The organism is Acinetobacter sp. BIGb0196, from assembly GCF_011759595.1.
GTDB classification, from domain to species: Bacteria; Pseudomonadota; Gammaproteobacteria; order Pseudomonadales; family Moraxellaceae; genus Acinetobacter; species Acinetobacter guillouiae.
The window spans coordinates 1,730,533-1,752,433 of sequence record NZ_JAAOZA010000002.1; the positions used below are offsets into that span (position 1 = coordinate 1,730,533).

General features: G+C 39.5%; 9 protein-coding genes. 8 read left to right on the forward strand and 1 reads right to left on the reverse strand.

What is annotated here, in order from left to right:
- Window positions 1-59: 59 nt before the first annotated feature.
- Window positions 60-416 carry a VOC family protein gene (locus FHR28_RS20825; protein WP_056515960.1) on the forward strand — a complete coding sequence of 119 codons (357 nt, stop codon included), beginning with the start codon at window positions 60-62 and terminating at the stop codon, window positions 414-416.
- A gap of 367 nt (window positions 417-783) precedes the next feature.
- On the opposite strand, the gene ahpC is transcribed toward FHR28_RS20825, so the two are convergent.
- Window positions 784-1,347 carry an alkyl hydroperoxide reductase subunit C gene (gene ahpC / locus FHR28_RS20830; protein WP_004721823.1) on the reverse strand — a complete coding sequence of 188 codons (564 nt, stop codon included), beginning with the start codon at window positions 1,345-1,347 and terminating at the stop codon, window positions 784-786.
- 620 nt (window positions 1,348-1,967) lie between these two features.
- On the opposite strand from ahpC, the gene FHR28_RS20835 reads away from it, so the two are divergent.
- From FHR28_RS20835 to FHR28_RS20865, 7 genes are all read left to right on the forward strand, one after another.
- Window positions 1,968-5,948: a DUF3418 domain-containing protein gene (locus tag FHR28_RS20835; RefSeq protein ID WP_004721822.1), complete on the forward strand. Its 3,981-nt coding sequence runs from the start codon at window positions 1,968-1,970 to the stop codon at window positions 5,946-5,948.
- A gap of 47 nt (window positions 5,949-5,995) precedes the next feature.
- Window positions 5,996-7,111, forward strand: a complete 1,116-nt coding sequence (locus tag FHR28_RS20840) for a beta-ketoacyl-ACP synthase III (protein ID WP_151957287.1) — start codon at window positions 5,996-5,998, stop codon at window positions 7,109-7,111.
- Between the two features lie 189 nt (window positions 7,112-7,300).
- Window positions 7,301-8,083: a lysophospholipid acyltransferase family protein gene (locus FHR28_RS20845; protein WP_151957288.1), complete on the forward strand. Its 783-nt coding sequence runs from the start codon at window positions 7,301-7,303 to the stop codon at window positions 8,081-8,083.
- 43 nt (window positions 8,084-8,126) lie between these two features.
- Entirely contained in the window at window positions 8,127-8,642 is a 516-nt protein-coding gene (locus tag FHR28_RS20850; RefSeq protein ID WP_166783460.1) for a hypothetical protein, read from the forward strand.
- Window positions 8,643-8,701: 59 nt separating this feature from the next.
- A complete protein-coding gene (locus FHR28_RS20855; protein WP_056515949.1) occupies window positions 8,702-9,100 on the forward strand; it encodes a GFA family protein in 399 nt (132 codons plus the stop codon).
- A 200-nt stretch (window positions 9,101-9,300) separates the two neighbouring features.
- The gene (gene blp2, locus FHR28_RS20860) at window positions 9,301-11,706 is read left to right on the forward strand and encodes an Ig-like repeat protein Blp2 (protein WP_166783461.1); all 2,406 of its coding nucleotides are present in this window, start codon (window positions 9,301-9,303) and stop codon (window positions 11,704-11,706) included.
- A 245-nt stretch (window positions 11,707-11,951) separates the two neighbouring features.
- Window positions 11,952-21,899, forward strand: coding sequence for an MBG domain-containing protein (locus tag FHR28_RS20865; RefSeq protein ID WP_166783462.1), 9,948 nt, complete (start codon window positions 11,952-11,954; stop codon window positions 21,897-21,899).
- Window positions 21,900-21,901: the final 2 nt, after the last annotated feature.

The following is a 21,901-nucleotide window of genomic DNA, read 5'->3' on the forward strand; positions in this document are numbered from 1 at the left end:
ATTGACTCATATTTTATTTTCTATAGAACAATATTTTATAAATTTAAGGAGAAACATCGATGGATCAGTCAGCGGCTCGTCAAAAAATTTCCATTAACTATATTGAATTTAAGGTGAAAGACGTCGTACAAAGCAAAAGGTTTTATCAAAACTTAGGCTGGACTTTTACCGACTTTGGTCCTGAATATTGTGAGTTTGATTCAGGGGAGATAAAAGGGGGCTTTGCTCAGTCTGATGATGTGCAAAGTTCTGGTGGTGCATTAATTGTTTTGTTTAGTGCTCAGTTAGAACAAAGCTTAGTGTGTGTGAAAGAGGCGGGTGCAACCATCGTACAAGAGATTTTTAGTTTTCCTGGTGGACGTCGTTTTCATTTTAAAGATTTAGATGGATATGAAATTGCAATTTGGTCGCATTAAATAAAAATCTACAAACACAAAAACCTATACATAAAATCTAATGCAAAAAAACCACGCTAAAAAGCGTGGTTTTTTTATGTGTTGAGGGTCTGTTGATATTTCATAAATGGCTTGCGTTGTAGGTTAAAATTGAGCAGGCAAGGCATGAAACGAAGAGAATAGCGAGACTATTTTCGAGTTTCATAACGGAGGCTGAGATAATTTTAGCCACAACCCTTCGGGACTAGCGTGTTTTTTGCCGTTACGTCGTTACGAACTACTTATTTAGAATGACTAAATTTCGTATTTCGCGCCTAGTATCGCCTAAAAAACACAGGTTGTCGCAAACATAGACGAATTGTCAACAGACCCTAATCTAATTCAAGAATTAGATTTTACCAACTAAGTCGATTGAAGGTGCAAGAGTTGCATCGCCCTCTTTCCATTTAGCTGGGCAAACTTCTCCAGGATGACCGTGAACGTATTGAGCTGCTTTAACTTTACGAAGAAGTTCAGAAGCATCACGACCAATACCACCAGCATTGATTTCGATGATTTGGATTTTACCTTCAGGATCGATAACGAAAGTACCACGGTCAGCAAGACCAGCAGATTCGATTAAAACTTCGAAGTTTTTAGCAAGAACCCAAGTTGGGTCGCCAACCATTACATATTCAATTTTTTTGATTTCTTCAGAAGAATCGTGCCAAGCTTTGTGCGTGAAGTGTGTATCTGTAGAAACAGAGTAGATTTCAACGCCTAATTTTTTAAATTCAGCATAGTTGTCAGCAAGGTCACCAAGTTCTGTTGGGCAAACAAAAGTGAAGTCAGCTGGATAGAAGAAAACTACAGACCATTTACCTTTAAGATCGGCTTCTGTAACTTCGATGAATTGGCCGTTTTGGAAAGCTTGTGCTTTAAAAGGTTTAACTTCAGTATTAATTAAGCTCATCATTATCTCCATGATTGAGGTGTTTATCTAATATTTAACTAGAATAATGAATTTTAGATTATTGGGGAAATAGTATTTTTTTATCGCTAAGATCGGAAAATCAAATTAGCGTGCTCCAGATACATTTCACCAAAAACCGTTGTTTTGTCAGTATTTCATCAACTAAAGCAAATAAAGATGATGTTTGAATGACAAAGCATCCTTTTTTAATCTGTTACAAACATGATGCTTCTGGGGCTATATTTCAAGGGCGATTTCTAAAAAAGATATAAAATTTATTTCAAAGTATAGAATTTGTTCATATAAGATAAATTGAATTTTAACTACATCACATTTCAATGTTGTACAGCGAGCAAATGATACGGGTGGCTGCTGTTTTGTACTTAAGCATCACTTCAAGCAGCCTGATTGATGTAGATCATACAGCAATAGATTTAGGTCTATATGAATATTTGCAGCCACAGACAGTTGCTTAGTTGAGTGAGCTTTAGCAGCTTTTAAATATTATTTTTATAATACATGTATAACGCAAACGTGAATTCACTTTGATTGGACTATCTCTCCTGTGCTTTACAGCGTAAAATATTCCGTTCAATTTTAAGTATTAGGATAATGCATCTGTGCCAAATCAGTTAAATGTCGATCAATGGGTTATGGTACGAGATCGCCATCGTTTAAATCGACTGAAAAAAGGAAAAGATGCTCATCCTGAAAAATTCCAAGAACTGTTTGAGAAATCAAACCATCAAGTCAAAAAAAGATTAGCCAGTCTACCGACAATCAAACTCAATCAGGATCTACCGGTTACCCAGTATGCAGATAAACTGATTGAAGCGATTCAAAAGCATCAGATTATTATTGTTGCAGGGGAAACGGGTTCTGGTAAAACCACACAATTACCACAGATCGCAATGCTTGCAGGTCGTGGTTTAACTGGGATGATTGGTCATACTCAGCCTCGACGTCTGGCAGCACGAAGTGTATCGCAACGTATTGCTGAAGAAGTTGGTGAAAAGCTGGGTGAAAGCATCAGTTTTAAAGTGCGTTTTAATGAGCAAGGATCAAATGATTCGATCGTTCGCTTAATGACGGACGGTATTCTTCTTGCTGAACTTTCTAATGATCGTTATTTAAATAAATATGACACGATTATTATTGATGAAGCGCATGAACGTTCATTAAACATTGATTTCATCATGGGTTACCTGAAGCAACTGGTAAAAAAGCGTCCTGATTTAAAAATCATTATTACTTCAGCGACATTAGATGTGAATCGCTTTAGCGAATATTTTAATGGCGCACCGATTTTTGAAGTGGAAGGACGTAGCTTTCCAGTAGAACTGCGTTATCGTCCGATTTCTGAGATGACGATCGGCGGCAGTGATGATGATGACTTTGATGATTTTGAAGAAAATTTACCACGTGCGGTGGTACAAGCTGTAGAAGAATGTTTTAAGGATGCTGAATCTAAGGGGCATCCTGAACATGCGGATATTCTTATTTTTTCAAGCACTGAACAAGAAATTCGAGAACTACAAGAGACCTTACAAAAATTTGGTCCTAAACATACGCAAATTTTACCTTTATATGCACGTTTAGCTTTGGCAGAGCAGCAGAAAATCTTTAATCCTTCTGGTGGTGGGCGACGTATTATCATCGCGACCAACGTTGCTGAAACAGCATTGACTGTACCGAATATTCGTTATGTGATCGACAGTGGCTTTGCGCGTATTTCTCGCTATAACTATCGTTCACGGGTACAGCGTTTACCAATTGAAGCGATTTCTCAAGCTGCTGCAAACCAGCGTAAAGGACGATGTGGTCGTATTGCACCAGGTGTTTGCATTCGCTTATACAGTGAAGATGATTTTCAAAGTCGTCCAGATTTTACTGAACCCGAAATTAAACGGACCAATTTAGCATCAGTTATTTTACAGATGCAAAGTCTGGGTTTAGGTGCTGTAGAAGATTTTGATTTTATTGAGCCGCCAGACCATCGTTTGGTCAATGATGGGCGTAAGTTGCTGATTGAATTAGGTGCTATCCATGAAGTGCAAAATTCAAATAATCTTCCTCAAGCGGTTGCACAAAGTGAAAGTGAGGTTTCCCAACAGGGAGTAGTAGATGGTGCTAAAGCAAAAAAACTTGCTCAAACTGCTACTAAAAAAGCCGAACTTCAAAACAACAGTTTAACCAAAATCGGTCTACAAATGGCAAAAATGCCAATAGACCCACGCCTTGCACGGATGATTCTCGGTGGTGCTCATTTTGGGGTGCTGAATGAAGTTTTGATTATTGTTGCGGCGCTTGCAGTACAAGATCCACGCGAGCGTCCTGCTGATAAGCAAATGCAGGCGGATCAAAAACATGCATTATTTAAAGAAGCGGATTCAGATTTTCTATTTTATATTAAACTGTGGAATACACTGACTGAAAATCGTGAAACTTTGAGTGAAAGCAAAAGACGTAATTTTGCTAAACAGCATTTTCTTAGCTGGTTACGTTTACGTGAGTGGAAGAAAACTCATGAACAATTACTGGATTTAGCACAGGGCTTAAAACTTTCATTCAATGAAAAGACAGCCAGTTATGAAAATTTACATCGTGCTTTATTGACAGGATTATTGTCCTTTATTGCCAATAAAACTGACGAACGTAATATTTTCATGGCAGTTCGTCAGCAAAAAGCCCGAATTTTTCCTGCATCGACCTTACATAAAACCAATACCCCATGGGTAATGGCATTTGAAATGGTCGAAACCTCACAGGTGTATTTACGTACACTGGCAAAAATTGAGCCTGAGTGGATTCTTTTAGCTGCGCCTAACTTATTAAAACATCATTATTTTGAGCCACATTGGGCGAAAAAACCGGGTGTGGTCAATGCTTATGATCAGATTTCATTATTTGGGCTGATCATTGAACCGAAACGCGCCACCAATTATGAAAAAGTGGATCAGTTGGCTGCGCATGAAATTTTCTTAAGAGATGCACTAACCACAGGAAACTTGGGAACAACGCCACCATTCTTAAAACACAACCTATTAAAGCTTGAAGAAGTCGAGCGTGTGGAAGACAAACTGCGTCGTCGTGATTTGGTTGTCGATGAAGAAACCATTTATCAGTTTTATGCCGCAAAAGTGCCTACTGAAATTGCCAGTCGTCGTAGTTTTGAAGATTGGCGAGCAACAGTAGAACCGCAGAATCCTCGTTATCTGTTTGTTGATGATGATGATTTATGGATGAATGACCGTCCGACCACGCAACAATTTCCAGATTATTTACATAATGGACAATTACGTTTAGCTGCCAGCTATCGTTTTGATCCAAGTCATGATGAAGATGGCGCAACAGTAAAAATTCCGGTACAAGCCTTAGCGCAAGTTGATGAAAATATTTGGTCTTGGGGGATTCCGGGCTGGCGTTTGGATTTAATCGAAGCGTTATTAAAAGCCTTACCAAAAGATAAACGTCGTAATTTGGTGCCGATCCCAGATACAGCCAATAAATTGATCAAAGCAGTCGATGCGCAACATTTGCATCAGCATATTTTTGAGTTTTTGGCATTTCAATTACGTGGTGAACAAATTACCAGTAAAGATTTTTCTTTTGAACGTATTGATCAGTACTTAATTCCATTTATCAAAGTAATTGATGAAAAAGGCCGCGTGATTGAAAAAGGTCGTGATCTTGCCGAACTTAAAGCACGTTGTCGTACTGAAACACACAGTCCGGTCAAACAGTTAAAAGGTGAGTTTACTACTTTCCCTGAAAGCTTTGTATTTGAGGCCTCTCAGAAAGTAACCGGGGTTGTGGTTAAACAATATCAGGCACTGGTCCCAAGCAAAGACTTTGCTAAGTTAGAGTTGAAAGATGACTCTGGTATTGTGATTCAGACTTTTAATGATCAAAGTGAAGCGATTAAGCAGCATCGTGAAGGCGTAATTCGTTTGATTCATATGCAATTGGGGGATTTGATCCGTCAATTGAAAAAGCAAATTTCCAAGCCACTGGCATTGGCATATTCACCTTTGGGTGATAAAGCACAACTTGAGCAAATGTTGGTGTACGCAACATTACAAATGGCAATTCAAGATTTACCCATTAATGCTGAAGAATTTGCGATAGTCATGGCTGATGTGAAAAAGTCATTTTTAAGTCATGGTCAGGAAGCATTAAAGCTGATCAGTGAAATTTATATTCAATGGCAGGAAATACGTCAGCAATTGCTGATGTTGGATCAAGACGTATTTGCTAAAAATATGAATGATATTGAAGATCAACTGGATTTAATGAACTTATCCAATTTTGTTTATTCAAAATCTTCCGATATTTGGCAGGAATATCCACGTTATTTAAAAGCATTGTTATTGCGTTTAGATCGATTGCCGAATAATCTAAATCGTGATGATGCTGCAATTAAAGAAGTAGATCCTTGGATGGATAAACTGTTTAAGTTTAAGTCGGATGTTCGTGTTAAAGAAGTCTACTTCATGGTTGAGGAACTACGTATTTCATTATTTTCTCAACCGATGAAAACCAAGATGCCGATTTCGTCAACCAGAATACAAAAAGTATGGGAAAAGCTTGGAATCGGTTAGAATAGAAATAATTTGAAATATTTGTGAATTTAAAAAAGGAGTTTTACATGGGCATCCGTATTACAGGTACAGGTTTGTACCATCCTGAAGAAGTGATTACCAATGAAGAATTGGTGGATTGTTTAAATGCTTATGTGGAACAATTTAACAGTGAAAATGCTGAAAAAATTGAAGCGGGTGAAGTTGTTGCCCGTCGTGGTTCAAGCGCAGAATTTATTGAAAAAGCATCAGGCGTAAAGCGTCGTTATGTCATTGAAAAATCAGGTGTCCTAGACATTAATCGCTTACGTCCCCGTTTAGAAGAACGTTCAGATGAAGAGCTTTCAATCCAAGCAGAGTGGGGCGTAATTGCAGCAAAACAAGCGATGGAAAATGCAGGCGTAATTGCAGAAGACATTGATGTGGTGATTTTGGCTTGTTCAAACTTACAACGTGCTTATCCTGCTGTTGCAATTGAAATTCAAACGGCATTGGGTATTCAGGGCTATGCCTATGATATGAATGTGGCGTGTTCAGCTGCTACATTTGGTTTAAAACAAGCCTACGATGCTGTAAAAACGGGTGCACGTCGTGTGTTATTGGTTAATGTGGAAATTACCTCAGGCCATACTGACTATCGTTCACGTGACTGTCACTTTATTTTTGGTGATGTTGCAACAGCTTCAATTATTGAAGAAACGGACAGCAAAACAGGGTTTGAAATCGTAGATACCCATTTGTTTACCCAATTCTCCAATAACATCCGAAATAATTTTGGTTTCTTAAATGGTTCAGAATTAACTTCTCGTGATGATAAGCAATTCCGTCAAGATGGCCGCAAAGTATTTAAAGAAGTGTGTCCATTGGTTGCGAAAATTATTTCTACGCAATTGGAAAAGAACAGTATTCAACCTGAAAACGTAAAACGTTTTTGGTTGCATCAAGCCAATGCCAATATGAATGAATTAATTTTAAAACTCATTGTCGGCAAAGAAGTTGCAGAAGCGGATCCTGATTTGGTACCAATCATTTTAGATGAGTTTGCCAATACGTCTTCAGCAGGTGTGATCATTGCATTACATCGTAGTGCGGATCAGGTGAATGATGGCGAATATGGTGTGCTGTGTTCATTTGGTGCAGGTTATTCTGTGGGTTCAATCCTTGTGCAAAAGCATGTTGCTTAAATCATAATTTTATAAAATCTCCCTCCTTGTGCCGCGAAAAGTGCAGTTCAGCTACTTTGAAAAAAAGGGGGGGAGATTGTCGAGGATTTAAGTTATTTTATTTGTGTAAAGCTCTTCCCTGAAAAAGGAGGAGTCATACGCTTAAGGCCAAGATCAAATAATGTTGAAAAGTATTTGTAGAGATACAGCATGACTGAAAAAACCTTGAAAATACGACACAACGCTAAATTGATTCGATTAATAAGCAGCTTACAGCGCTTTTACTTTCGTCCAACATTTTTAGGTACTGAAAATTTAGTGCCGAATAAACCAGCCATGTATGTCGGTAATCACACCATCTATGGTGTTTTAGATTCTCCGATTCTGATTGATTATTTATTTACAGAACATAAAATCGCAGTGGTCAGTTTAGCTGATCATATGCATTTTCATATTCCGATTTGGAAAGAAGTGGTTAAACGTGTCGGTGGGGTTGATGGTGTACAAGAATATGCCAAAGAAGCGATGCGACAAGGTTATTCGATTCTGGTTTTTCCAGGCGGCGGTCGAGAAGTCATTAAACGTAAAGGTGAAGCCTATCAACTGATCTGGAAGCAACGCTTTGGTTTCTTAAAGTTGGCTCAGGAATTTGGTTATGAAATTGCTCCTTTTGTGGCTTTAGGTGGTGATGAAGTTTTTGATTTAGCTTTTGATGTAAACGTGCTGCTTAAACAAAAGTGGTTTAATAAAATATTATCAAATCCCAAAATAGGTTCATTGCTTAGACAAGGTGAAGTTATTCCTTCGATTCCGAAGCATATTATTCCAAAGCGAATCCCTTTTTATTTTAAATTTATGCCACGGTTATCTATTGACCAGATAGAAAACATGGACGATATGATTGTATTTCGTGATCAATTGCAAGCGAGCATTTATACTGAAATTGAGTCGTTAAAGTCCTATCGAGCACATGACTTGGAACAAAAACCTTAGAACAAAAACCTTAGAACAAAAAAACAACCTTTGAGATCGTATAATGTTTGAACTGCATACCAATTTTAAACAGATACTTAAGCTCTTTAATCCGCGAACTCAACCCATTCAAAGTACTGTGACTTTTCTTCAAGATCCTTATTATCTCGAATTTTTAGGACAGTGTAGCGATACTGAAATTACCCCTGATATTGATTTATTTGGCTATGAAACTACGATAAAGGAAAACCAGTATTTCGCAGAGCATGTGGAAAATTTATCCCAACAACTATGGAAAATTGGTCGTACAGGTCAAGGTGATGAATGGTTTTTAGATCGGAATAGTTTTGATATTTTATTCTATGATCATGATTTAGGTATGGACTTAGATGAGAATTTAAAACGCGATCAGTTTCAGTCGATGCAAATCAACTTTTTACAATTTGCTTTACTTCTGCAAGCGCTGGAACAACACTTGGATAAAAATCCATTATCTAAGGTGGAGTTGGAGCAATTTCAAGATACCGTGAATCGCATTCATCCTGAACTTTTTTCACGTTATCCATTTGATTATTTATAAGTTATAAGCGTTACAATTGATTGATAAAATGAGTTTACTCACAATATAGAGGAATAAAAATGTATACAGCTTCATGCCTTTGTGGTGGTATTCAACTGAGAATTCATAGTGAAATCCCTCAAATATTTGTCTGTCATTGTCAGCAATGTCAAAAAGCCCAAGGTTCAGCATTTGTAGCGATTGCTCCTATTCAGACTAAAGATTTAGAGATTGTTCAAGGACAGGCATTGTTTCAAGAATATTATGCCACTGAAAATAAAAAGCGAACGTTCTGTAAAAGATGTGCATCCCCATTATTTAGTGCGCGTTTAGACCTACCTGAGGTCGTGAGATTACGTGTAGGCATTGTAAATGAGCCTGTTCAAGGCAAGATTGTTTCACATGCGTTTACTGATAACAAAGCTGCTTGGTTTGAAATTTTGGATGATGCCCCACAATTTGCTCAAGCGCTTTGTTAAAGAGTGAAGTTATATGTGAACAACAAGAATGCTGGATATTTATTGTTTAAATAAGATTTTGTGCGCTATCTTACTTATTTTTAAGTATCTGAATTTTATATTTTTATAAATAATTCAGAAATCAGTTTAAGTCATTTGTATATATAAATACCTTCTGTATAATTTTAAAAAAATACACTTTAAATCAATAGAAGGTATAAATGACAAGAATAGTCGTCGCTGCAAAACAAGACAAAATATTACTACAGGATTCTCAAGCAAAAACGGTCAGTTTAGATCAACCCGCTATTATTCAAATTGGTGTCACACAACAAGATGTGAAAACACTAGAGCGACTAGGCGATAAGCTGATTATTAGTTTAAATAATGGTGAGCAAATTGTTTTAGAGGGTTTTTTTCAAGCCAATTCAACCACAACGCATTCTTTAACGTTCCCCAAAGCAGATGGAAGTTTCTCACTTGCTCACTTTGATGCCAATGGAAAATTTACAGACTATAGCGGTTTGCAAAAACTCGATACTTTACTCTATGAAGGCGCCAATACTGCGGCTGTTCAACAAGTCTCTGCCTACGAAGACTCAACCCCTGAGTTTTCATTTTCAAATCTATTTTCTTCAAGTGCAGTGAAAGCAGGTGTCGGTCTTGTTTCTGCAATTGGTTTAGGTTTGGCATTGATTGATGATGGTGGAGGTAATCAATCAAAGGGTGTTACTGACATTATTGCACCGAAAACACCGACTGCAACATTGAATGCAGAGGGGACTGAAATTAAGGGTACCGCTGAAGCGGGTGCGACTATTTATGTGATTGATAAAAACCAGAAAGTGATTGCCACAGCAGTGGTCGATAAAGATGGAAATTATTCTTTGACATTGCCAGAGGCTTTGCTAAACAACAATACTTATTATATCAATGCAAAAGACAAAGCTGGAAATGCTTCAACCTATACCTCGGTTGTTGGCACGAAAGATACCATTGCACCCAATGAGCCTCAAGGTCAGTTAAATGAGCAAGGAAATATTGTTACTGGTAAAGCAGAAGCGAATGCCACAATTAATGTGTATGACTCAGCAGGTCAACTGATTGGTACTGCAAAAGCCAATGCGCAGGGACAATTTTCTGTTGCCATTTCTCCTGCTTTAACCGCAGGCCAGATCGGTACAGTCGAAGCAATTGATGCATCTGGAAATAAATCAGAAAAACATAATATTGAAGTGGGTAAAGATACTATCGCACCTGATCAACCCAAGTTTGAGGTGTCTAAAGAGGGGACATCAATACACGGAACAGCAGAAGCAAATGCTAAAGTGATTATTCAAGACTCAACAGGTGCGGTGATTGCAACGGGTACTGTAGACGCCAATGGTAAATTCAATATCACTATTTCTCCTGCTTTAGATGCAAGCAAGACTGGCAAAATTATTATTGAAGATGCTGCAGGAAATAAGTCGAGTGCTGTAGAAATTAAAGCAGGACAAGATGTTTTAGCACCAGATAAACCCGTGGCCAATTTAAATGCTGAAGGCACTGTGATCACGGGTACCGCTGAAGCAAACTCTAAAATTTCAGTCTATGACAGTGCAAATAAATTATTAGGCACAGCAACAACGGATGCAAACGGAAATTATTCTGTCACGCTTTCAACAGCATTGACTGAAGCAAAAGTTGGCAGTGTATATGCAACAGATGCAGCTGGAAATCAGTCAGTGCTTAGCTCTGTAACAGGTACCAAAGATGTAACCGCGCCTGCAAGTCCAAAAATCACAGATGTGGTTGATGATGTGGGGACAACTGTAGGTTCTGTTGCTGCAAATGGGACGACAGATGACAAGCGCCCTGTGATTTCAGGAACCGGAGAAGCTGGGGCAACTTTGATTATTTATGATAATAATCAGGCAATTGGAAAGGTCACAGTCGGTGCAGATAGTAAATGGTCATTTAGTTTTGCTTATGATTTAACTCTGGGGAGTCACAGTATTACTACTGTACAAACGGATAAAGCAGGGAATACCAGTTTAGTGAGTGATGCTCGAACATTTACTGTAGTCGAAATCGCCGCAAAAATGGCAGTTTTTGATGAAGCGTCAGCTTTTCATGCTGATTTAGCTAATTCGAATATTGATTCAGTTAAAAGTGCTGATGCGATTGGGTCAGGTGTTTTAAATTCTGAGCCAGAAAGTAGCGCTCAAGTATTTGATCAATCGACACCAATAGAAAATCAATTCTCGCAGCTCCATTCAAATGTTTCAGATTTAGATCATACCGCTATAGCTGGCAGTTCAGCTATTCTCAGTACAAGCATAGCGACTGTACTGCAAGATGCGCTTGAGAATACCAAGACAGGCAATACGGATTCTCATGGAAGCACGACCATTTCAGTCGATGAATTGTTAGCAAAGGCTTCAGTCAATGATTTAACTGCAAATCAGATTGATGATGTGCTTGCTCGAACAATTGATCAAAGTGCTACATCCGTTGTCGATGATGCTAAAAATACTGAATTGGTCGCTTTCAATAAAGCCGAAAATCTATCAGCGCAAGATATACCTGTATTGCAATCTGATCTGATCAAAGACTTGTTTGATCCACAATTACTGACCTTTTGATTGAAAATAACCAGATAAGCACCTACGGGTGCTTTTTATGGAAACCAGATTTTATAGCGCTGGTTTAGCTTAAAATTGATGCATAAGGCTTTCAAATAAACGCTGAATAATTTTATTCAGCGTTTATATTTTTATCTAAAACGTGAACTTATACATATAAAATACCCAATTTCAGGTATATCTCTATATTTCCCCATTTGATCTAATGATTGATATTTGATCAAAAACTAGATTTGGGGATTGTCATGAACAAAATTTATAAAGTTATTTGGAATTCACAACTTAGGTGCTGGCAAGCTGTTTCAGAATTGGCAAAAAATCATAGCACTTCACAAAGTACTGTGGATCATAAAAACGCGCTGACGGGCACTGTTCAAAAAGTATCTGGGATAAATTTAATCCGATTGGCTTTTTGGGGGCTAGCTTTATTGCCATTATCGATTTATGCCGCAATTTCTAATACGGAACTGCCTACAGGCGCCAATATCACTCAAGGTTCAGCCAATATTTCCCAAAATGGCAACGTTTTAAATATTCATCAGAATAGTCAAAATCTTTCGACCAACTGGAATACTTTTAATATTGGTAAAGATGCGACGGTTAATTTTAATCAGCAAAACCAGTCATCTATAGCCATTAATCGGGTTTTGGATAGCAATGCATCGCAGATTATGGGACGTTTAAATGCCAATGGGCAGGTGTTTTTACTCAATCCAAATGGTGTGATTTTTTCTAAGACGGCTCAAGTGAATGTTGGTGGTTTGGTTGCTTCAACTTTAAGTTTGAACGATGCGGATATTCAAAATGGCAAATATACTTTAAAAGCCAATGCCAATAGCACAGCAACGATAGAAAATAACGGTACTATTCAAACTTTATCAGGTGGAACGGTTGCGCTGATTGCGCCCAATGTTAAAAATACCGGCTCTATTGTGACACCAAACGGAGTTACCCATCTCACTGCTGCCAGTCAAGTCACTCTTGCTTTACAGGATGGTTCACTCACCCAGTACCAAGTTGATCAAGGGGTATTAAAAGGCTTGGTGGACAATGGCGGTGCAATCCTTGCCGATAATGGGGCTGTATATTTAACTGCAAAAGCCAAAGACAGTTTAAGTAAAGCCGTGGTCAATCATAGCGGGATTATTGAAGCCAATCGTTTAAGCCAAAATGCCAAAGGTGAAATCATTTTGTTAGGTGATATGCAAAATGGTGAAACAAATGTCAGTGGTCTGCTTAAAGCTGAAGGGAAAAATGGTCAAGATGGTGGGTTTATTGAAACCTCCGCAGCTCAAGTAAAGATTGAGAATAGTACCGTGGTGTCCTCTCATTCTGAGGGCGGGAAAATCGGAAACTGGTTGATCGACCCTACCGATTTCAGTATTAATTCGGGTAATGCATCAGCAAGCAGTAGCGGCATAGGCGCAACCACTTTAGCAAGCAGTCTTGCAACCAGTAATGTCATATTGCTAACCAGCACTACGGGTAACCAGAAGGGTGATATCAATGTTAATGCTGATGTGACTTGGGGGAGTGCGAACAGCCTGACTTTAAATGCACAAAATGACATCAACATTAATGCCAACATCACAGCGACCAATAATAGTGGCAAACTTAATTTGATATATGGACAAAACACGGCCAATACCAGCGCAAATTATTATATTAATAATGGTGCAAAAATAAACTTAAAGGCTGGGCAGAATTTTAGTACCAAAAAAGGAACGGCTGCTACGATTAACTATCAAGTCATTACGGCTTTGGGCGCACAGGGTTCGACTACAAGTCAAGATTTACAAGGGATCAACGGTAACCTGAGTGGTAATTATGTGTTGGGTGCAGACATAGATGCCAGCAGTACATGGCAGTGGAATGGTTATACCGGATTCGACCCAATTGGCTTTTATAATGCAAATTTGAGTCCAACGGATCTCTCACAGCAGGCTTTTCGTGGACGGTTTGATGGATTAGGTCATGCGATTAGTGGATTAAGTATTGAGTCTATGTATCAGGGGATTGGACTGTTTGCGATTACGCATCAGGATACACTTATACAAAATGTTGGATTGAATAATATAAGTTATTCAGGTTATGGGAAAACAGGCGGGATCGTGGGGATTAATCTTGGCACGATTAATAATGTTTATGTCAATGCAGGCTTAGTCACAGGTAATACCGAGCAATATGGCGGATTGGTGGGCTGGAACTATAATTCAGGAAATATCTTAAACTCTTATGCAAATGTAACTGTAAAAGGAAAATATTCGAATAATAATTATATTGGCGGTCTGGTTGGTTATAGTGATGGTGTTGTAAGTTCTTCTTTTGCAACAGGCGCGGTGACAGGAAATAATTATATTGGTGGTTTAGTTGGTGGAATATCAGGACAAATTAACAACTCTTATGCAACAGGTACTGTTATTGGAAGTCAGTATGTTGGAGGGTTGGTTGGGTTCAATGGCGGTAGGGTTGACAAAAATTATTCTTCAGGAAGTGTAACTGGTGGGCAGTATGTTGGTGGTCTTGTTGGTGGTGGTAACGGTACAACCACAAATAGTTTCTGGAACACCAGTACTTCTGGAAGAACAAGCAGTGGGGGTGGTGTAGGAAAAACCACAACAGAACTTCAGCAAATTTCTACTTTTGCAGGTTGGGATATTGATGATGCAGGTGGTACAGGAAAAGTTTGGCGTATTTATGAAGGACGATCTGCGCCATTACTACGTCATTTCCTAAAGCCCTTGGTCACAGAAATTGTCGCTAATTTTTCTGACAAAATTTATGATGGATCGATAGCTTCTGGAACGCTGGCTTCAGGGCTGAATTATAAAACAACCAGTAAAAATGCAGGGATTTATAGTTTAAATGATGGCTCAATCCTGATTAGTGGTGTTCCAATCGCGGCTAATACAACTCAGTTTGGTGATGATGTAATTTATAAAGAAAATGGTGGTTCGGGCTCATTAACAATAGCAAAAAGAGATTTAAATATTAATGGCTTGAGCGTTGCTGACAAAGTCTATGATACATCAAAAGTAGCAACATTATCGGGTACTGCTGGAGTGACAGTGCTGTCAGGTGATTCAGTGACACTTTCGGGTATTGGATTTGGATCATTTACTGATAAAAATGTGGGGAATAATAAAAATGTGATTGTGTCGGGTTATACGCTGACTGGAACAGATGCTTTAAATTACAACTTGCTACAGCCGACAAATCTTAAAGCCAGTATAACGCCTGCAGTTTTAACCATTAATGGAATAAGTGTTGCAGATAAAACGTATGATGGCTTGTTCAATGCGACCTTAAATGGTACTGCTTCAATCAATCCATTTGCTGGAGATTTTGTTGGATTGACTGGTAGTGGTATAGGCACATTTACAGATAAGAATGCAGGAATCCGGTCTGTGATCGTAACAGGCTATAACTTAACAGGTGCGGATGCAGGAAATTATACTTTTAGTCAGCCTATAGGTTTAAGTGCCACAATTCACAAAGCACAAGCCATTGTAACGGCCAATAGTTTAAATACAGTCTATAACGGTAAAGATCAAACGGCTGCTGGCTTTAGTGCAACAGGCTTGGTCAATGGTGAAACTGAATCTGTATTGTCAGGTGTTTCGGCAACTGTCACAGGCAAAGATGCAGGCAAATACACCAACACAGTAACAGGCGTAGATAAGAACTATGATCTGACACTTATTGATGGCTCATTAGATATTGCGAAAGCGAAAGCCACCGTAACCGCCAATAGCGTATCAACCACCTATAACGGTAAAGATCAAACGGCTGTTGGCTTTAGTGCAACAGGCTTGGTCAATGGCGAAACTACAACTGTATTGTCAGGTGTTTCGGCAACTGTCACAGGTAAAGATGCTGGTAGTTATGCCAATACAGCCACAGGTACAGATAAGAACTATGAGCTAAGTTTTGTTAATGGCTCTTTGGATATCGCCAAAGCTAAAGCGACAGTAACAGCCAATAGTGTAACAACGACCTATAACGGTAAAGATCAAACAGCTGCTGGCTTTAGTGCAACAGGCTTGGTCAATGGCGAAACTACAACAGTATTGTCAGGTGTTTCTGCAACTGTCACAGGTAAAGATGCAGGTCAGTACACCAATACCGCCACAGGTATAGACAAGAACTATGAGCTAAGCTTTGTTGATGGCTCTTTGGATATCGCCAAAGCCAAAGCAACCGTGACTGCCAATAGCGTATCAACCACCTATAATGGTAAAGATCAAACGGCTGCTGGCTTTAATGCGAAAGGCTTAGTCAATGGTGAAACAGAATCAGTATTATCAGGTGTTTCATCAACGGTGACTGCTAAAGATGCAGGCAAATACACCAACACAGTAACAGGTATAGACAAGAACTATGATCTAACGCTTATTGATGGCTCTTTGGATATCGCCAAAGCTAAAGCGACAGTAACAGCCAATAGTGTAACAACGACCTATAACGGTAAAGATCAAACTGCTGCTGGCTTTAGTGCGACTGGTTTAGTCAATGGTGAAACTACAACAGTATTGTCAGGTGTTTCTGCAACTGTCACAGGTAAAGATGCAGGTCAGTACACCAATACCGCCACAGGTATAGACAAGAACTATGAGCTAAGCTTTGTTGATGGCTCATTAGATATTGCCAAAGCGAAAGCCACCGTAACCGCCAATAGCATATCAACCACCTACAATGGCAAAGATCAAACGGCTGCTGGCTTTAGTGCTATAGGTTTAGTCAATGGTGAATCAGAATCTGTACTCTCAGGTGTAACTGCAACGGTTACCAGCAAAGATGCTGGCAAATACACCAATACCGCAACAGGTCTAGATAAAAACTATGAGTTAAGTTTTGTTGATGGCTCATTAGATATTGCTAAGGCTAAAGCCACTGTTACGGCTAATAGTGTATCAACCACCTATAACGGTAAAGATCAAACGGCTGTTGGTTTTAGTGCAACTGGTTTAGTCAATGGTGAAGATACATCGGTACTCTCAGGTGTAAGCGCATCGGTGACTGCTAAAGATGCAGGCAAATACACCAACACAGTAACAGGTGTAGACAAGAACTATGATCTGACGCTTATTGATGGCTCTTTGGATATTGCCAAAGCCAAAGCCACTGTAACCGCCAATAGTGTATCAACTACTTATAATGGTAAAGATCAAACGGCTGTTGGTTTTAGTGCGACAGGCTTAGTCAACGGTGAAACTGAATCTGTATTGTCAGGTGTTTCTGCAACTGTAACAGGCAAAGATGCAGGTAGTTATGCGAATAAAGCCAGTGGAGCAGATAAAAACTATGAACTTAGTTTTGTCGAAGGCTCACTAGATATTGCTAAGGCTAAAGCGATAGTAACAGCCAATAGCGTAACAACGACCTATAACGGTAAAGATCAAACGGCTGTTGGTTTTAGTGCGACAGGCTTAGTCAACGGTGAAACTGAATCTGTATTGTCAGGTGTTTCGGCAACTGTCACAGGTAAAGATGCCGGTAGTTATGCTAATACAGCCACAGGTATAGATAAGAACTATGAGCTAAGTTTTGTTAATGGCTCTTTGGATATCGCCAAAGCTAAAGCGATAGTAACAGCCAATAGTGTAACAACCACCTATAATGGTAAAGATCAAACGGCTGCTGGTTTTAGTGCGATTGGTTTGGTCAATGGCGAAACTACAAGTGTATTGTCAGGTGTTTCTGCAACTGTCACAGGTAAAGATGCAGGCCAATACACCAATACCGCAACAGGTCTAGATAAAAACTACGAGTTAAGTTTTGTTGATGGCTCGTTAGATATTGCCAAAGCGAAAGCCACTGTTACAGCCAATAGCGTATCAACCACCTATAACGGTAAAGATCAAACAGCTGCTGGCTTTACTGCGACAGGTTTGGTCAATGGTGAAACTGAATCCGTACTCTCAGGTGTAAATGCTACAGTTACTGCTAAAGATGCAGGTCAATACACCAATACCGCAACAGGTCTAGATAAGAATTATGATTTAAGCTTTGTTGATGGGGCTTTAGATATCGCCAAAGCTAAAGCCACCGTAACTGCCAATAGCGTATCAACTATTTATAATGGTAAAGATCAAACTGCTGCTGGCTTTACTGCAACAGGCTTGGTCAATGGCGAAACTACAACTGTATTGTCAGGTGTTTCGGCAACGGTGACTGCTAAAGATGCTGGCAAATATACCAATAGTGCAACAGGTCTCGACAAAAATTATGATTTAAGCTTTGTTGATGGCTCTTTGGATATTGCTAAGGCTAAAGCCATTGTTACTGCCAATAGTGTATCAACCACCTATAACGGTAAAGATCAAACGGCTGCTGGCTTTAGTGCTATAGGTTTAGTCAATGGTGAAACTGAATCTGTATTGTCAGGTGTAAGTGCAACGGTGACTGCTAAAGATGCAGGCCAATACACCAATACTGCAACAGGTATAGATAAAAACTACGAGCTAAGCTTTGTTGATGGCTCTTTAGATATCGCGAAAGCTAAAGCCACTGTGACCGCCAATAGCGTATCAACCACCTATAACGGTAAAGATCAAACAGCTGCTGGTTTTAGTGCGACTGGTTTGGTCAATGGCGAAACTACAAGTGTATTGTCAGGTGTTTCGGCAACAGTTACCGCTAAAGATGCAGGCCAATACACCAATAGCGTAACAGGTGTAGACAAAAATTACGACTTAAGTTTTATTGATGGTGCATTGGATATTGCTAAGGCTAAAGCCACTGTGACCGCCAATAGTTTAAATACAGTCTATAACGGTAAAATTCAAACGGCTGCGGGCTTTACTGCGACAGGTTTAGTCAATGGTGAAACTGAATCAGTCTTATCAGGTGTTTCAGCAACGGTGACCGCTAAAGATGCAGGCAAATACACCAATACCGCAACAGGTCTAGACAAGAACTATGATCTTAGTTTTATTGATGGCTCTTTGGATATTGCTAAGGCTAAAGCTACTGTGACCGCCAATAGTGTATCAACTACTTATAAAGGTAAAGACCAAACTGCTGCTGGCTTTACTGCGATAGGTTTGGTCAATGGCGAAACTGAATCTGTATTGTCGGGTGTTTCAGCAACGGTGACTGCTAAAGATGCTGGCAAATATACCAATAGTGCAACAGGTCTCGACAAAAATTATGATTTAAGCTTTGTTGATGGCTCATTAGATATTGCCAAAGCGAAAGCCAGTGTTACAGCTAATAGTGTAACAACTACTTATAACGGTAAAGATCAAACTGCTGCTGGCTTTACTGCGATAGGTTTGGTCAATGGTGAAACAGAATCAGTATTATCAGGCGTAACTGCCACGGTGACTGCTAAAGATGCAGGCAAATACAACAACACAGTAACAGGTGTAGACAAGAACTATGATCTGACGCTTATTGATGGCTCTTTGGATATTGCGAAAGCTAAGGCGACTGTGACTGCCAATAGCGTATCAACCACCTATAATGGTAAAAATCAAACTGCTGCTGGCTTTAGTGCGACAGGTTTGGTGAGTGGTGAAAATGAATCAGTACTCTCTGGTGTCAGTGCAACGGTTACCGGCAAAGATGCAGGTCAATACACCAATACCGCAACAGGTGTAGATAAAAACTATGAGCTAAGCTTTGTTGATGGCTCTTTGGATATCGCCAAAGCCAAAGCCATTGTAACTGCCAATAGTGTATCAACTACTTATAACGGTAAAGATCAAACGGCTGCTGGCTTTAGTGCTATAGGTTTAGTCAATGGTGAAACTGAATCTGTATTGTCAGGTGTAATTGCAACTGTGACTGCTAAAGATGCAGGTCAATATACCAATACGGCAACGGGTCTAGACAAGAACTATGAGCTAAGCTTTGTTGATGGCTCTTTAGATATCGCCAAAGCTAAAGCGACAGTAACAGCCAATAGTGTAACAACCACCTATAATGGTAAAGATCAAATAGCTGCTGGCTTTAGTGCAACAGGCTTGGTCAATGGTGAAACAGAATCAGTACTATCAGGTGTAACTGCAACGGTGACTGCTAAAGATGCAGGCAAATACACCAACACAGTAACAGGTGTAGACAAGAACTATGATCTGACGCTTATTGATGGATCATTAGATATCGCCAAAGCGAAAGCCACTGTGACTGCCAATAGTTTAAATACGGTTTATAACGGTAAAGATCAAACGGTTGCTGGCTTTACTGCAACAGGTTTAGTGAATGGTGAAACTGAATTAGTACTCTTAGGTGTAAGTGCAACAGTTACCGCTAAAGATGCAGGTCAATACACCAATACCGCAACAGGTCTAGATAAAAACTACGAGCTAAGCTTTGTTGATGGTTCATTAGATATTGCTAAGGCTAAAGCCATTGTTACTGCCAATAGTGTATCAACTACCTATAACGGTAAAGACCAAACGGCTGCTGGTTTTAGTGCGACAGGCTTAGTCAACGGTGAAACTGAATCTGTACTCTCAGGTGTAACTGCAACGGTTACCGCTAAAGATGCAGGCCAATACACCAATACCGTAACAGGTCTAGACAAGAATTATGATCTTAGTTTTATTGATGGCTCATTAGATATTGCTAAGGCTAAAGCCACTGTTACAGCTAATAGTGTATCAACTACTTATAACGGTAAAGATCAAACGGCTGCTGGCTTTAGTGCGACAGGCTTAGTCAATGGTGAATCAGAATCTGTACTCTCAGGTGTAACTGCAACAGTGATTGCTAAAGATGCAGGCAAATACAACAACACAGTAACAGGTGTAGACAAGAACTATGATCTAACGCTTATTGATGGCTCATTGGATATTGCTAAGGCTAAAGCCACTGTAACCGCCAATAGCATATCAACTACTTATAATGGTAAAGATCAAACGGCTGCTGGTTTTAGCGCGACTGGTTTGGTCAATGGTGAAGCTGAATCAGTCTTATCAGGTGTTTCAGCGACGGTTACCGCTAAAGATGCAGGTCAATACACCAATACCGCAACAGGTCTAGATAAAAACTATGAGCTAAGCTTTGTTGATGGCTCTTTGGATATCGCCAAAGCCAAAGCCACTGTAACTGCCAATAGCGTATCAACTACCTATAACGGTAAAGACCAAACGGCTGCTGGTTTTAGTGCGACTGGTTTGGTCAATGGCGAAACTACAAGTGTATTGTCAGGTGTTTCGGCAACTGTCACAGGCAAAGATGCAGGCCAATACACCAATACCGCAACAGGTCTAGATAAAAACTACGAGCTAAGCTTTGTTGATGGCTCATTGGATATTGCTAAGGCTAAAGCCACTGTTACGGCCAATAGTGTATCAACTACTTATAACGGTAAAGATCAAACGGCTGCTGGCTTTACTGCAACAGGTTTAGTCAATGGTGAAACTGAATCAGTACTATCAGGTGTCAGTGCAACAGTTACCGCTAAAGATGCTGGTCAATACACCAATACCGCAACGGGTCTAGACAAGAACTACGAGCTAAGCTTTGTGGATGGTTCATTAGATATCGCCAAAGCTAAAATTAACCAAGTGACAGGCATTAGCGCCAATAATCGTATTTATGATGCAACCACCAACGCAACATTAAATACTGGATCAGCACAATTCACTGGTATGGTTGCAGGCGATGAATTGAAAGTTGCTTCAGCAACAGGACAATTCAGTGATAAAAATGTGGGTATAGCAAAACAAGTCTCGATTCAGGGTGTCAGTTTAAGTGGTGCAGATGCACACAACTACGAGTTGGTGAATAACACTGCACAAACTACGGCAGATATTCGCCAAGCCAATATTCAAAGCATTGCTGGAATTACGGCCAACAATCGTACTTATAATGGATTAACTGCCGCTGAGCTTAATCTCAGCAACGCACAATTCAACGGCATTTACGCTGGGGATAATTTAAACGTTGCAACAGCAACAGGACAATTTGACAGTGCGACCACAGGGCAAGCAAAAAATGTATCGATTACAGGTTTAAGTCTAGGTGGCTTAGATGCTCAAAACTACAAACTTGTGGATACCACCGCTGTGACCACAGCTGATATTTATCTGTTAACCCCTGTAGCGTATTTACAAGCCATACAATTCAAACGACCTCGTTATTTGCCTGAAACCAATAACGTCTTAAATACAGTTGATTTAGATGTACGCCAAGGTGGAGTTAACACTGCAGGTATTCAAATTTTGGCAGGGGAGCACTAATT

Excerpts from the sequence above, each read along its gene's own strand:
- ahpC (WP_004721823.1), bottom strand. The coding sequence starts at position 1,347 with ATGAGCTTAATTAATACTGAAGTTAAACCTTTTAAAGCACAAGCTTTC.
- FHR28_RS20845 (WP_151957288.1), top strand. The coding sequence starts at position 7,301 with ATGACTGAAAAAACCTTGAAAATACGACACAACGCTAAATTGATTCGA.
- blp2 (WP_166783461.1), top strand. The coding sequence starts at position 9,301 with ATGACAAGAATAGTCGTCGCTGCAAAACAAGACAAAATATTACTACAG.
- FHR28_RS20855 (WP_056515949.1), top strand. The coding sequence starts at position 8,702 with ATGTATACAGCTTCATGCCTTTGTGGTGGTATTCAACTGAGAATTCAT.
- FHR28_RS20825 (WP_056515960.1), top strand. The coding sequence starts at position 60 with ATGGATCAGTCAGCGGCTCGTCAAAAAATTTCCATTAACTATATTGAA.
- FHR28_RS20840 (WP_151957287.1), top strand. The coding sequence starts at position 5,996 with ATGGGCATCCGTATTACAGGTACAGGTTTGTACCATCCTGAAGAAGTG.
- FHR28_RS20865 (WP_166783462.1), top strand. The coding sequence starts at position 11,952 with ATGAACAAAATTTATAAAGTTATTTGGAATTCACAACTTAGGTGCTGG.
- FHR28_RS20850 (WP_166783460.1), top strand. The coding sequence starts at position 8,127 with ATGTTTGAACTGCATACCAATTTTAAACAGATACTTAAGCTCTTTAAT.